General features: G+C 54.2%; 12 protein-coding genes and 6 tRNA genes. 7 read left to right on the top strand and 11 right to left on the bottom strand.

Annotation, left to right across the window (positions count from 1 at the left end; all coding sequences use genetic code 11):
• Nucleotides 1–27: 27 nt before the first annotated feature.
• The 3 genes from ptsH to cysZ form a co-directional block, all read right to left on the bottom strand.
• Nucleotides 28–285, bottom strand: a complete 258-nt coding sequence (ptsH, locus tag ACE38U_RS04135; RefSeq protein ID WP_002913505.1) for a phosphocarrier protein Hpr — start codon at nt 283–285, stop codon at nt 28–30.
• A 372-nt stretch (nt 286–657) separates the two neighbouring features.
• Nucleotides 658–1629 (bottom strand): cysteine synthase A, encoded by a 972-nt coding sequence (cysK, locus tag ACE38U_RS04130; protein WP_061275148.1) that lies wholly within the window; start codon nt 1627–1629, stop codon nt 658–660.
• A 161-nt stretch (nt 1630–1790) separates the two neighbouring features.
• Nucleotides 1791–2552 carry a sulfate transporter CysZ gene (gene cysZ, locus ACE38U_RS04125; protein WP_176983327.1) on the bottom strand — a complete coding sequence of 254 codons (762 nt, stop codon included), beginning with the start codon at nt 2550–2552 and terminating at the stop codon, nt 1791–1793.
• 232 nt (nt 2553–2784) lie between these two features.
• Here cysZ and zipA point away from each other — a divergent pair, with 232 nt between their 5' ends.
• From zipA to ACE38U_RS04110, 3 genes are all read left to right on the top strand, one after another.
• Nucleotides 2785–3750 (top strand): cell division protein ZipA, encoded by a 966-nt coding sequence (zipA, locus tag ACE38U_RS04120; protein ID WP_375529218.1) that lies wholly within the window; start codon nt 2785–2787, stop codon nt 3748–3750.
• A gap of 66 nt (nt 3751–3816) precedes the next feature.
• The gene (gene ligA, locus ACE38U_RS04115) at nt 3817–5835 is read left to right on the top strand and encodes an NAD-dependent DNA ligase LigA (protein ID WP_038480438.1); all 2019 of its coding nucleotides are present in this window, start codon (nt 3817–3819) and stop codon (nt 5833–5835) included.
• Nucleotides 5836–6051, top strand: a complete 216-nt coding sequence (locus tag ACE38U_RS04110) for a DUF3820 family protein (RefSeq protein WP_038480441.1) — start codon at nt 5836–5838, stop codon at nt 6049–6051.
• Here the strand turns inward: ACE38U_RS04110 and ACE38U_RS04105 are convergent.
• Nucleotides 6048–7043 (bottom strand): bile acid:sodium symporter family protein, encoded by a 996-nt coding sequence (locus tag ACE38U_RS04105; protein WP_375529217.1) that lies wholly within the window; start codon nt 7041–7043, stop codon nt 6048–6050. The two genes, ACE38U_RS04110 and ACE38U_RS04105, sit on opposite strands and share 4 nt — an antisense overlap.
• 90 nt (nt 7044–7133) lie before the next feature.
• Between ACE38U_RS04105 and ACE38U_RS04100 the strand changes: the two genes are divergently transcribed.
• A complete protein-coding gene (locus tag ACE38U_RS04100; RefSeq protein WP_176983324.1) occupies nt 7134–8063 on the top strand; it encodes a LysR family transcriptional regulator in 930 nt (309 codons plus the stop codon).
• Here the strand turns inward: ACE38U_RS04100 and ACE38U_RS04095 are convergent.
• The 5 genes from ACE38U_RS04095 to ACE38U_RS04075 all read right to left on the bottom strand — a co-directional run bounded on the left by ACE38U_RS04095 (nt 8060) and on the right by ACE38U_RS04075 (nt 9067).
• Nucleotides 8060–8425: a FlxA-like family protein gene (locus tag ACE38U_RS04095; RefSeq protein ID WP_176983332.1), complete on the bottom strand. Its 366-nt coding sequence runs from the start codon at nt 8423–8425 to the stop codon at nt 8060–8062. The two genes, ACE38U_RS04100 and ACE38U_RS04095, sit on opposite strands and share 4 nt — an antisense overlap.
• Nucleotides 8426–8684: 259 nt before the next feature.
• Nucleotides 8685–8760 (bottom strand) — tRNA-Lys (locus ACE38U_RS04090).
• 2 nt (nt 8761–8762) lie between these two features.
• Nucleotides 8763–8838, bottom strand: a tRNA-Val gene (locus ACE38U_RS04085).
• Between the two features lie 33 nt (nt 8839–8871).
• Nucleotides 8872–8947, bottom strand: a tRNA-Val gene (locus ACE38U_RS04080).
• Nucleotides 8948–8991: 44 nt separating this feature from the next.
• Nucleotides 8992–9067, bottom strand: a tRNA-Val gene (locus ACE38U_RS04075).
• A gap of 259 nt (nt 9068–9326) precedes the next feature.
• Between ACE38U_RS04075 and gltX the strand changes: the two genes are divergently transcribed.
• Nucleotides 9327–10742: a glutamate--tRNA ligase gene (gltX, locus tag ACE38U_RS04070; RefSeq protein WP_038480453.1), complete on the top strand. Its 1416-nt coding sequence runs from the start codon at nt 9327–9329 to the stop codon at nt 10740–10742.
• A gap of 45 nt (nt 10743–10787) precedes the next feature.
• On the opposite strand, the gene ACE38U_RS04065 is transcribed toward gltX, so the two are convergent.
• Together ACE38U_RS04065 and ACE38U_RS04060 are read right to left on the bottom strand one after the other, a co-directional pair.
• On the bottom strand, nt 10788–11144 hold the full coding sequence (locus ACE38U_RS04065) for a YfeC-like transcriptional regulator (protein ID WP_038480456.1): 357 nt from the start codon (nt 11142–11144) through the stop codon (nt 10788–10790).
• Between the two features lie 48 nt (nt 11145–11192).
• Nucleotides 11193–11549 carry a YfeC-like transcriptional regulator gene (locus tag ACE38U_RS04060; RefSeq protein WP_038480459.1) on the bottom strand — a complete coding sequence of 119 codons (357 nt, stop codon included), beginning with the start codon at nt 11547–11549 and terminating at the stop codon, nt 11193–11195.
• A gap of 230 nt (nt 11550–11779) precedes the next feature.
• Between ACE38U_RS04060 and ACE38U_RS04055 the strand changes: the two genes are divergently transcribed.
• Both ACE38U_RS04055 and ACE38U_RS04050 read left to right on the top strand, forming a co-directional pair.
• Nucleotides 11780–11855, top strand: a tRNA-Ala gene (locus ACE38U_RS04055).
• Nucleotides 11856–11900: 45 nt separating this feature from the next.
• A tRNA-Ala gene (locus ACE38U_RS04050) sits at nt 11901–11976 on the top strand.
• The last annotated feature ends 233 nt before the right edge of the window (nt 11977–12209 follow it).

Genomic DNA, 12209 nt, shown 5'->3' with positions numbered 1-12209 from the left:
GACTGATATTTACGAAGAACCCAGAACTTACTCGAGTTCAGCCATCAGTTTTACTAAATGTTCAACGGCTTTCTGCTCATCTTCGCCTTCGGCGGAGAGGGTCACTACGGTACCCTGAGTCAGGCCCAGAGTTTGCAGCTTGAACAGGCTTTTAGCGCTAGCGCTTTTGCCGTTAGAAGTCACGGTGATTTCGGAAGTGAAGCCTTTAGCTTCTTTAACAAACTGAGCAGCAGGGCGGGTATGCAGACCGTTCGGAGCGGTAATAGTTACTTCTTGCTGGAACATTGTATTTCCCCAACTTATAGGTTTAGTGTTGTGGAACTAAAGTCTAGCCTGGCGGCCAAACTTTAGCCTGTATCGTTAGCGCCACCGTTGTTGAAACGAAGCACTGGATGCATAGGAATCGCGAATAAAGACGCCAATAGCGTTTCGCCGATTCATAACCATTATGCCGTGAAAAGCGAATATGCACCAAATCGTTAAATCGATTCAGCAGACCTGACTCACAGCTTGATTAATTTCGCGCATCAAAATAATTGCTGGTTAAATACCAGACCTGCGGGGGTAAGCGCAATGCCGATGAGGGTGAAAGTTTGATGTATGCCACAAAAAAGCACCCTCGCGGGTGCTTTTTTAAGCATATATCAAATACTGGCATTACTGTTGCAGTTCTTTCTCAGTGAACAGATCGGCAAACAAAGCAGTACTCAAATAGCGCTCCCCGGAGGACGGAAGGATAACCACAATATTCTTGTTGGTAAAGGCTTCGTCTTCCTGAAGTTTCAGCGCAGCGGCAACGGCGGCGCCGGAAGAAATACCGGCCAGAATACCTTCTTCGTCCATCAGGCGGCGAGCGGTAGAAATAGCATCGTCATTGCTGATGGTAACGACTTTATCGATAAGCTTAAGGTCCAGGTTACCGGGGATAAAACCCGCGCCGATACCCTGTATTTTATGTGGGCCCGGCTTCAGCTCTTCACCGGCCAGCGCCTGAGTAATCACCGGAGAATCCGTTGGCTCTACCGCCACGCTAATCAGCGAGGTTTTGCCTTTGGTGTTTTTGATGTAGCGGCTGACGCCGGTCAGCGTACCGCCGGTACCTACACCTGCAATAAACACGTCCACTTCACCATCGGTATCTTCCCAGATTTCCGGGCCGGTGGTTTTTTCATGAATTTCTGGGTTAGCCGGGTTGCTGAACTGCTGCAGCAGCAGGTATTTAGCCGGATCGCTGGCCACGATTTCCTCGGCCTTCTGGATAGCGCCCTTCATGCCTTTCGCGCCTTCCGTCAGCACCAGGTTTGCGCCCAGGGCTTTGAGCAACTTGCGGCGCTCAATGCTCATGGTTTCCGGCATGGTTAGCGTCAGTTTATAACCACGCGCTGCCGCGACGTAGGCCAGAGCGATACCGGTGTTGCCACTGGTCGGTTCAACTAACTCCACGCCTGGTTTCAGCACGCCGCGTTTTTCGGCATCCCAAATCATGTTGGCGCCAATACGGCATTTAACGCTAAAGCTTGGGTTACGGGACTCCACCTTAGCCAGAATGCGTCCGTTGCCGATACGGTTCAGGCGAACCAGCGGCGTGTGGCCGATTGTCAGGGAGTTGTCTTCATAAATTTTGCTCATGGCTCGTCCTTAACTGTCTGAATTTTGGGATACCGGTCCAGCATACCCGCTCAGGAAATATGCGGAAGTAAGGAAATAGCATATCTATAGGTGGAAGGGGAATAAGCCAATGCAACATGGAATAAGCAATGGCATAAGCGGCTTCCCCTTCCGGAGGGTGGTTATTTCCACATGGCGTGTTTTGCCCGGTAGCAGTCCACCCACATTGCCGTCGCGCCGCATACGGCAACCGGCATGATAAAAAGATTCAGGACAGGGATCAGGGTGAACAGGCTTACCAGCGCGCCAAACTGCATGTTGACGACCTTTTTCTCGCGAAGCGCCACCCGCATTTGCTTAAACGGTACCTTGTGGTTATCGAACGGGTAATCGCAATACTGGATGACCAGCATCCAGGCGCTGAACAGGAACCACAGCACCGGGGCGACGGTCTGGCCGATACCTGGGATAAAGTAGAGCAGCAGCAGGACTATCGCGCGCGGCAAATACCACGCCAGCTTTTGCCATTCACGCTTCATGATGCGCGGCAGATCCTTCATGATGCCCAGCACGCCCGTATCCGGCGGCGTTGCGCCCGTAAGTCTGGCTTCAAGCTGCTCCGCCAGCAACCCGCTAAACGGGGCGGCGATGATGTTTGCGATAGTCGAAAAGAAGTAACCAAATACCAGCAGCACGGAGAGCGTTACCAGCGGCCAAAGCAAGTAGCTTAACCACTGCAGCCAGTCCGGCACGTGGCTCATCATGGCTGGGATCCAGACATCAAGCCGGGTAAATAGCCACCAGAAAGCGCCGCCCATCAAAATAATATTGACCAGCAGCGGCAGCAGCACGAAGCGCTTGATGCCGGGTTCGCGGACCAGTTTCCAGCCCTGGGAAAAATAATAAACGCCACTGCGCGGCGCGGCTCCGGAAGATGAAACCATAATCTGTGCAGACTCCTTATAAGGTCGATGCAGTTAGCTGCGTGGCTATCATAACTGACTGCATTCAGAAAAACTCACCAGGAATTGTTCGAAAAAACAGCGAAAAGGTGCCTTTGAGCTATCTTTATGGTGAGAAAACCGTGCTCGCACTTGCACTTGGGCAGATGGGCAAATACTCTTAGTGAGTAAATGTTTGCCGCGGTGGCAAGGTGTTAGAACAACAGAGAATATAATGATGCAGGATTTGCGTCTGATATTAATCATTGTTGGCGCAATCGCCATAATAGCCTTACTGGTACACGGTCTGTGGACCAGTCGTAAGGAACGCTCTTCCGTGTTCCGCGATCGCCCATTGAAACGTATGAAGTCGAAGCGTGACGATTACGAAGAAGAGGACGATGAAGAAGAGGAAGGCGTCGGTGAGGTGCGAGTGCGTCGTACTGCCCCTGCGCCGGAGTCCGTCTCGCGCGAAGCAAGTGCGCCGCGTCAGCCTCAGGCACCTCAGCACAACTACGAGCCGCCGTACGCGTCAGCAGAACCTCGTCCTGCTGCACCGCCACGTCAGCCTGAGCCTGTTGCTCCGCGCCACGTTGAACCCGTTCCTCAATACGTTGAACCTGTGCGCCCTGTAGCGCCTCCGGTACCTGCTCCGGCTGCACCTGTGCCTGAACAGCCTGTTGTGCCAGTTCAGCCTGCGCCACAGCCGTTCACCGCTGAACCTGAGCCAACGCCAGAACCTGTTGTTGCCGAACCGGCACCTCAGCCTGCACCGGTGAAGAAAGAGACGGTGATCGTGATGAACGTGGCCGCCCACGCCGGGACTATGCTCAACGGCGAGCTGTTGTTAAACAGCATTCAGCAGGCTGGATTCAAATTTGGTGAGATGAATATCTTCCATCGCCACCTTAGCCCGGACGGCAGCGGCCCGGTTCTGTTTAGCCTTGCGAACATGGTCAAACCAGGCTCTTTTGACCCTGAGAACATGGCTGATTTCGCCACCCCAGGCGTGACCATCTTTATGCAGGTTCCGTCCTACGGTGATGCAGTGCAAAACTTTAAGCTGATGCTGCAGTCTGCGCAGCACATCGCCGATGAAGTCGGCGGCGTGGTGATGGACGATCAGCGTCGCATGATGACTCCGCAAAAGCTGCGCGAGTATCAGGACAGGATCCGCGAGGTTCTTGAAGCCAACGCCTGAACCCTGGCCTGAATCTTCCTCCTGAACCCCCGCCTGTCGGGGGTTTTTTATCATTGATGGTGCGATATGGACTCAATCGAACAACAACTCAACCACCTGCGAACCACGCTTCGCCATCATGAATATCTGTACCATGTGCAGGATAATCCCGAAATTCCGGACGCCGAATACGACAGGCTGATGCGCGAGCTGCGCGAGCTTGAAGAGGCTCATCCGGAGCTGATTACCCAGGATTCCCCGACCCAGCGCGTCGGCGCGGCGCCGCTCAGTGAGTTTACCCAGGTACGTCACGAAGTTCCGATGCTGTCGCTGGATAACGTCTTCGACGAAGCAAGCTACCTGGCGTTTAACAAGCGCGTGCAGGACAGGCTGAAAAGCACCGATGCCCTGACGTTTTGCTGTGAGCTGAAGCTCGACGGGCTGGCGGTAAGCCTGCTGTATGAGGACGGTGTTCTGGTGCGGGCCGCAACGCGTGGCGACGGCACTACAGGCGAAAATATTACCGCAAACGTTCGTACCATCCGCGCGATCCCTCTCAAGCTGACGGGAGAGAATATTCCTCGCCGTGTCGAGGTCCGCGGCGAAGTGTTTCTGCCGCAGGCCGGGTTTGAGAAAATTAACGAAGAAGCTCGCCGCACCGGTGGGAAAGTCTTTGCCAACCCGCGCAATGCCGCTGCCGGTTCCTTGCGCCAGCTGGATCCGCGAATCACCGCTAAACGCCCGCTGACCTTCTTCTGCTACGGCGTAGGCCTGCTGGAAGGCGGTGAGCTTCCGGCAAGCCACATGGCTCGTTTACAGCAGTTTAAAGCCTGGGGCTTACCGGTCAGCGACCGCATCCGTCTGTGCAGTACGCCTGAAGAAGTGCTGGCGTTTTACCATCAGGTAGAGGCCGATCGCCCCACGCTGGGCTTTGATATTGACGGCGTGGTCATCAAAGTTGACTCGCTTGCGCTGCAGGAAACGCTGGGCTTTGTGGCGAGAGCGCCGCGTTGGGCCGTGGCCTTTAAATTCCCTGCACAGGAACAGATGACCACCGTGCGTGACGTGGAATTCCAGGTAGGTCGTACCGGCGCGATTACGCCGGTGGCTCGTCTGGAGCCGGTGCAGGTTGCCGGGGTGCTGGTCAGCAACGCCACGCTGCACAACGCAGATGAAATCGAGCGGCTTGGCCTGCGCATTGGTGACAGGGTTGTTATCCGCCGCGCTGGCGACGTTATTCCGCAGGTTGTGGGCGTGGTTGAGTCAGAACGTCCTGAAGATACTCAGGAAATCATTTTCCCAACGCACTGCCCTGTCTGTGGCTCAGACGTTGAGCGCGTAGAAGGCGAAGCGGTGACGCGCTGTACCGGCGGCCTTATCTGCGGTGCTCAGCGTAAAGAAGCCCTCAAGCACTTTGTTTCTCGCCGGGCGCTGGACGTTGACGGCATGGGCGACAAAATCATCGATCAGCTGGTGGAAAAAGAGTACGTCCACACGCCTGCCGACCTGTTTAAGCTGACGGCGGGCAAGCTGACCGGGCTGGATCGCATGGGGCCTAAGTCCGCGCAGAATACGGTGGATGCACTGGAAAAAGCCAAAGAAACGACCTTTGCACGCTTCCTGTATGCCTTAGGCATTCGTGAAGTCGGGGAGGCTACCGCCGCAGGGCTGGCTGCACATTTTGGCACCCTGGATGCACTGGCGGCGGCCAGCATCGACGATCTGCAAAAAGTGCCGGACGTCGGCATTGTGGTCGCCACGCACACCTTTAACTTCTTTGCGGAGGAGAGTAACCGGGAGGTTATTCGTCAGCTGAGAGAAGAGGCGGGCGTTCGCTGGCCGGATCCCGTGGTGGTCAAAGCCGAAGAGATTGATAGCCCGTTTGCCGGAAAAACCGTAGTGCTGACCGGTTCGCTGAGCATTCTCTCCCGTGATGAAGCCAAAGACAGGCTGACGGCGCTGGGGGCAAAAGTGGCGGGCAGCGTGTCGAAAAAAACTGACCTGGTTATCGCCGGTGAAGCGGCCGGTTCCAAGCTTGTCAAGGCGCAGGAGCTGGGCATTCAGGTTATCGACGAAGCGGAAATGATTCGTCTGTTGGGTGACTAAATGGACAAAGAACAGCTCATTGAGATAGCCAATACGGCAATGCCGTTTGGCAAATACAAAGGCCGGATGCTGATTGATGTACCGGAAGAGTATCTGCTGTGGTTTTCCCGCAAAGGGGAGTTTCCGCAGGGCCATCTCGGTGAGTTAATGGCCCTGACGCTGCTTATCAAAGTTGAAGGGCTGGACAACCTGGTTCGGCCCCTCAAGCGGCACTAGGTTCTGACGGCTGCAGTCTGCTTTTCACCGGCTGCAGCCGCTTTTCTTTGGTAACGTCGGGCCATACCGGCGCACACCATCAGCTGGATCTGGTGGAAAATCATTAGCGGCAGCACCATCATTCCCACGGCGGCAACCGGAAACAGAATGTTGGCCATCGGAATCCCGTTCGCCAGGCTCTTTTTCGATCCACAAAACACGATGGTAATCTCATCCGCTTTGCTAAAGCCAAAGCGCCGCGCGACAAAAATATTCACCGTCATCACAATCGCCAGCAGCACGATGCTGGAGACGACGATAAACAGCAGCGAACCTGCCCCGACCTTATGCCAGATACCGTGCGTGACGGCTTCACTAAAGGCCGAATAGACCACCAGAAGAATTGATGTCTGGTCGGTTTTGCCGATCCATTTCTTGTTCTTCGCCACCCAGGCACCAATCCACGGCCGCATCAGATGCCCGGCCACGAACGGCACCAGCAGCTGCAGCATAATGCTGCCCACCTGGTGCAGGCTGCCGCTTGCGCCCTGAACGTGCATCACCAGGCCGACCAGCAAAGGCGAGAGGAAAATACCCAGCAGGCTAGACGCAGAGGCGGAGCAAATAGCCGCTGCCACATTGCCCCCGGCAATGGAGGTAAAAGCAATGGCCGACTGCACCGTGGCGGGCAAAATGCACAGGTAGAGGAAGCCGCTGTACAGCTCAGGGCTGACGTTGACCGGCTTCCACCAGCTAAACAGCACGCCAAGTACCGGGAACAGAACGAACGTGCTGCACATTACCCACAGATGCAGCCGCCAATGGCTGCTGCCGGAAATCACCGCCTCGCGGGAAAGTTTGGCGCCGTGCATAAAAAACAGCAGGGCGATAGCGGCCGTGGTCAGCCCCTCAAAGAAACCCACAAAGCTTCCCTCCGCCGGGAAGAAAGAGGCCAGCAGCACGGTACAAACCAGCGTTAAGGTAAAAGGGTCGACAATTCGCAGCAATTTCATAGCCATTCCTCAAAGGTGAATGGCGCTATTGTGTTTCCGCTGGTTTCAGAAATAAAATTGATTTATTGAATGCATTGATGAAGAAATTAGATGAATTATTCCCTGCGTCAGCTTCGCGTGTTTGTCGCCGTAGCCCATGCCGGCAGCTTTAGCCGGGCAGGGGAAAGCATTGGCCTCAGCCAGTCCGCCGTGAGCCACAGCCTGAAGGAGCTGGAGGCCGAGCTAGGGGTTAAGCTGCTCGATCGCACGACACGGGAAGTGGTGTTAACGCCGGCGGGCGAGCAGCTGGCTCCGCGTCTGGAGCGCTTGCTGGAGGAGTTAACCACCACGCTGCTAGACGCTCGCGTGGTGGGGCATCAGCTTAGCGGCACGGTCCGCGTGGCCGCCAGCCAGACGTTATCCGCGCACCTTATGCCGCAGTCTATTGCCGCCAGCGCAGAGGCCTACCCGAATATTCGTTTTGTTCTTCATGACGCCTCCCAGCAGTGGGTGCTGCAGAGCATTCGTCAGGGTGAGGTTGATTTTGGCGTGGTTATCGATCCCGTGCAGGCGAGCGATTTGGAGTGTGAAACAGTGCTGTCTGAACCTTTTCTCCTGCTGTGCCGCAGCGATCATCCTTTTGCAAAAAGTGAGCGGGTGGAATGGCAGGCGCTGCAGGGGCAAAACATGGTGCTGCAGGATTATGCTTCCGGCAGCCGCCCGTTGATTGATGAGGCTTTTATCCGCCAGGGGATAGCGGTGAATGTTGTCCAGCAAATCGGCCACCCGACCACGCTTTACCCGATGGTCGAAGCCGGTATTGGCTTAAGCGTTTTGCCTGCGCTGGCGTTGCCGCTGCCCCAGGGAAGGCCGCTGATGGTTAAGCGATTAACGCCGGTGGTAAACCGACAGCTGATGCTGGTCAGGCGGAAAAATCGTTCGCTTTCACGGGCGGCGGAAGCTATCTGGCAGGAAGTGCGGGAGCAGGCCAGGCTGTTAACCCTGGCCCGTAGGGGCGATCCGCTATTTATTGACGACTAGATATAAATATCAATCTGGTGGTCGTCGGAAGGTTTATTCACGCCGGTCGCTTTTATTTGCTGCTGTTCTTGTTTCTGCTGGGCTTCTTCAGCCTGTTTGCGCTGGAGCTGGGCCAGCTGGGCCTGCAGCATTTTGATCTCGGCCTGAAGGATCTCGACTTGTTTTTTCTTCTCTGCGGCAGGGCGATCCGCAGTGCTGGAAACTTCTTTTAGTTTTTCAGTCAACTGAGATATTTTTTTGCTGATTTGGGCAATCTGCGCTGCCGTGCTGTTGTCCGAGCTACCGGATGCAGAGGAAGAGCCAGTGGCCGTGCCGGTCGTTAATTGACCGCCCTGAAGCGCATTGCTGGATATTGTAGTCATCATAACTCCTTTGATGGAATGGTAAAGGAGTTATCGGCCCGGCAACGGGGAAGTTGATGATTTTTTACGAAGGGGTTTTAAGGTATTGCAGATAGCAAAAAGGCGCCTTTAGGGCGCCTTTCTACATTGGTGGGTCGTGCAGGATGACTCGCTGTGCTCGCCCTTCGGGCCGTCGTCGCAAACGACGACGTTATCCTGCACGTAATAGCCTGTGCTCCAGAAACAACTAAAGCGCCCTGAAGGCGCTTTAGTCTGAATTTGGTGGGTCGTGCAGGATTCGAACCTGCGACCAATTGATTAAAAGTCAACTGCTCTACCAACTGAGCTAACGACCCGATGGTGGGTGATGACGGGCTCGAACCGCCGACCCCCTCCGTGTAAAGGAGGTGCTCTACCAACTGAGCTAATCACCCAAACTTCGGTACTGCTAATTCTGTAAGAGGAGATGGTGGGTGATGACGGGCTCGAACCGCCGACCCCCTCCGTGTAAAGGAGATGCTCTACCAACTGAGCTAATCACCCATCTCTAAATCTCTTACTGTACATTCCGGGTCACTCTTAAAGAGTGGTGGGTGATGACGGGCTCGAACCGCCGACCCCCTCCGTGTAAAGGAGATGCTCTACCAACTGAGCTAATCACCCCCGGTTTGTGGAGTCGCATTATAGGGACAGTTGAAAATGAGTCAACGCCTTTTCTAAAGTTTTTGTTCGTTCGTCTTAAAATTAAACGATGCGATCAAGAAACATGCATTGGCGTTTGATTTATCATCAAATTCTTCGCTTTCCTGCTATCTACAGGCATCAACATTGAGGAATTAGCGCACAGTGATAGAATGTTGCCTGTTAATTTTCCCTGGCAATTGCCGCTTTGCCGGCAAATATGTGTAACTAAGGCCGTTTAATGAAAATCAAAACTCGCTTTGCGCCAAGCCCAACAGGCTATCTGCACGTTGGCGGTGCCCGTACTGCTCTCTATTCCTGGCTTTTTGCTCGTCATAACAAAGGCGAGTTCGTGCTGCGTATAGAAGACACCGACCTCGAGCGTTCTACCCCGGAAGCCATTGAAGCCATCATGGACGGGATGAACTGGCTGAGCCTGCAGTGGGATGAGGGCCCGTACTATCAGACCAAGCGTTTTGATCGTTACAACCAGGCTATCGACGAAATGTTGGCGGCGGGGACGGCGTATAAATGCTATTGCTCTAAAGAACGCCTTGAGGCGCTGCGCGAGGAGCAAATGGCTAATAACGAGAAGCCTCGTTATGACGGCCTTTGCCGCCACAGCCACGAGCATCATGCCGATGACGAACCGTGCGTCGTGCGTTTTGCCAACCCGCAGGAAGGCTCCGTTATCTTTGACGACCAGATTCGTGGCCCGATCGAATTCAGCAACCAGGAACTGGACGATCTGATCATCCGCCGTACCGACGGATCTCCAACCTATAACTTCTGTGTGGTCGTGGACGACTGGGATATGGAGATCACCCACGTTATCCGTGGTGAAGACCATATCAACAACACGCCGCGCCAGATCAACATCCTGAAAGCGCTGAACGCGCCGGTTCCGCTTTATGCGCACGTTTCCATGATCAACGGCGACGACGGCAAAAAGCTTTCCAAGCGTCACGGGGCGGTAAGCGTCATGCAGTACCGCGACGACGGCTACCTGCCGGAAGCGCTGCTGAACTATCTGGTGCGTCTGGGCTGGTCTCACGGCGACCAGGAGATCTTCACGCGTGAAGAGATGATTGAGATGTTCAGCCTGAACGCGGTAAGCAAGTCAGCCAGCGCCTTCAATACTGAAAAGCTGCAGTGGCTGAACCACCACTACATTAATACGCTGGAGCCAGAGTACGTGGCGACCCACCTGCAGTGGCACATCGAGCAGGAAAACATTGATACCCGCAATGGCCCGCAGCTGTCAGAGCTGGTGAAGCTGCTGGGTGAGCGCTGCAAAACCCTGAAAGAAATGGCGCAGACCTGCCGCTACTTCTACGAAGACTTCAGCGAGTTTGACGCCGATGCGGCGAAGAAACACCTGCGCCCGGTTGCGCGTCAGCCGCTGGAAGTGGTGCGTGACAAGCTGGCAGCGCTGAGCGACTGGACGGCAGAAAACGTTCACCATGCTATTCAGGCGACGGCCGATGAGCTGGAAGTCGGGATGGGCAAAGTCGGCATGCCGCTGCGCGTGGCCGTGACCGGGGCTGGGCAGTCTCCTGGCCTGGATGTGACCGTGCATGCGATTGGCAAGCAGCGCTCCGTGGCGCGCATCAATAAAGCGCTCGATTTCATCAGCGAGCGTGAAGCGCAGCAGTAAGCATTCATCGAATGTAAAAAGCCGGTGCTGAGTCACCGGCTTTTTTTATTTATTCTTTTGAATTCCGAGGCGTTTGAGCAGACCTTCACTTCCTTCACGCTCAAGGATCGCGGTCATTTTATGCTGTTCATCTTCGGATAAGGTACGCAGGGCGTTCAGCATCAGCTGTTCCAGCGGCGTTCGAAGGACGCGATAAGAGGCTACTCTGTCGCTCATATAGCGGGTGTTGTAGATAAACGTTTTCACCTGCTCGGAGATATAAATGAACCTTGCTTTACCTCCCGGTACGCCTTTTTTTTTACAGGTTTCCCAGTTATGTTTCAGTATCCACTTATTGATCGTCTGGCGGGTGTAACCCGTCATCTCCGCCAGTTCAGCGGCGGTCATTTTTTCCTTGAACATATGCATTCCTTTACTTTCCCTAACGCCGGCAGGAAATAACAGGCGTAATTACTCGTTATCGCTAATGCCCAGACGTTTAAGTAAACCTGCAATCCCGTCGCGGAGCAGCATCGCGGACATCTTTTGTTGCTCGCTGTCGGACATTTGCTGCACCGAATTCACCAGCAGATTTTCAAGCGAGGCATCGGCAGCGTTATAGCGCGCGGGATTCTCCGTCACTCGTCGGGTGCTGTTAATAAACTCCCGGACTTGCTCATCAATGTGAATCAGCCGCGCTTTGCCTCCCTGAATGCCGGGTTTAGGTGAGGTCTCCCAGTTTTCTTTGCGAACCCACTTGTTAATGGTCTGGCGGCTGTAGCCGGTAATAACGGCTAATTCTTCAGGTGTCATTCTTTCCTTGAGCACAGTGATTCCTTTTCATTGCGGCCGAAAGGGCTTTATTAGTGGTTCATTTTATTGAACTGCCTAACGTGAAACTGTGACAGAATTAACTACAACGGGATGTTATGCAACCTGGAATTGCCTGATGCGATGGCTTTTTAGGCGATTGATCGCGGAAGAACAAATTGCCGTTGACACGCTATGTGGGGTTTCATATTATGCCGCCCGTCAACACGACAAGGTCTTTACGGTTTGGGGCTATAGCTCAGCTGGGAGAGCGCTTGCATGGCATGCAAGAGGTCAGCGGTTCGATCCCGCTTAGCTCCACCAATCTTCACCAGCAGATTGGTACCGTAAAATCAGCACCTGTCCGTTGGGGCTATAGCTCAGCTGGGAGAGCGCTTGCATGGCATGCAAGAGGTCAGCGGTTCGATCCCGCTTAGCTCCACCAAAATTTGAAACCCTCGCTTCGGCGGGGGTTTTTGTTTTTGTCTCTTCAGACACGCCTCCCCAAACGCCCGTCCGGTAAAAAACGCTCCCTTTAGGTCGGCTTGTTCTATTCTTTCTGCTGTAAGGTAAGATTTTGTTTTTGAGCATTTCAGAAACTTGATTCGCTCAATAAATAAACGTACTCTTGCCGGCGAAAAAATAATATTTCAGCAATTACATAAAGTTAACACAATG

This window comes from Cedecea selenatireducens (assembly GCF_042138895.1).
Classification (GTDB): domain Bacteria; phylum Pseudomonadota; class Gammaproteobacteria; order Enterobacterales; family Enterobacteriaceae; genus Cedecea; species Cedecea selenatireducens.
Note: the sequence above shows the minus strand (reverse complement) of the source record. Positions and strands in the feature narration are given on the sequence as shown.

What these genes read in the sequence shown, in the direction of transcription:
- ptsH (WP_002913505.1), bottom strand. Translation starts at nt 285, where the DNA reads ATGTTCCAGCAAGAAGTAACTATTACCGCTCCGAACGGTCTGCATACC.
- cysK (WP_061275148.1), bottom strand. Translation starts at nt 1,629, where the DNA reads ATGAGCAAAATTTATGAAGACAACTCCCTGACAATCGGCCACACGCCG.
- cysZ (WP_176983327.1), bottom strand. Translation starts at nt 2,552, where the DNA reads ATGGTTTCATCTTCCGGAGCCGCGCCGCGCAGTGGCGTTTATTATTTT.
- zipA (WP_375529218.1), top strand. Translation starts at nt 2,785, where the DNA reads ATGATGCAGGATTTGCGTCTGATATTAATCATTGTTGGCGCAATCGCC.
- ligA (WP_038480438.1), top strand. Translation starts at nt 3,817, where the DNA reads ATGGACTCAATCGAACAACAACTCAACCACCTGCGAACCACGCTTCGC.
- ACE38U_RS04110 (WP_038480441.1), top strand. Translation starts at nt 5,836, where the DNA reads ATGGACAAAGAACAGCTCATTGAGATAGCCAATACGGCAATGCCGTTT.
- ACE38U_RS04105 (WP_375529217.1), bottom strand. Translation starts at nt 7,043, where the DNA reads ATGAAATTGCTGCGAATTGTCGACCCTTTTACCTTAACGCTGGTTTGT.
- ACE38U_RS04100 (WP_176983324.1), top strand. Translation starts at nt 7,134, where the DNA reads ATGAATTATTCCCTGCGTCAGCTTCGCGTGTTTGTCGCCGTAGCCCAT.
- ACE38U_RS04095 (WP_176983332.1), bottom strand. Translation starts at nt 8,425, where the DNA reads ATGACTACAATATCCAGCAATGCGCTTCAGGGCGGTCAATTAACGACC.
- gltX (WP_038480453.1), top strand. Translation starts at nt 9,327, where the DNA reads ATGAAAATCAAAACTCGCTTTGCGCCAAGCCCAACAGGCTATCTGCAC.
- ACE38U_RS04065 (WP_038480456.1), bottom strand. Translation starts at nt 11,144, where the DNA reads ATGTTCAAGGAAAAAATGACCGCCGCTGAACTGGCGGAGATGACGGGT.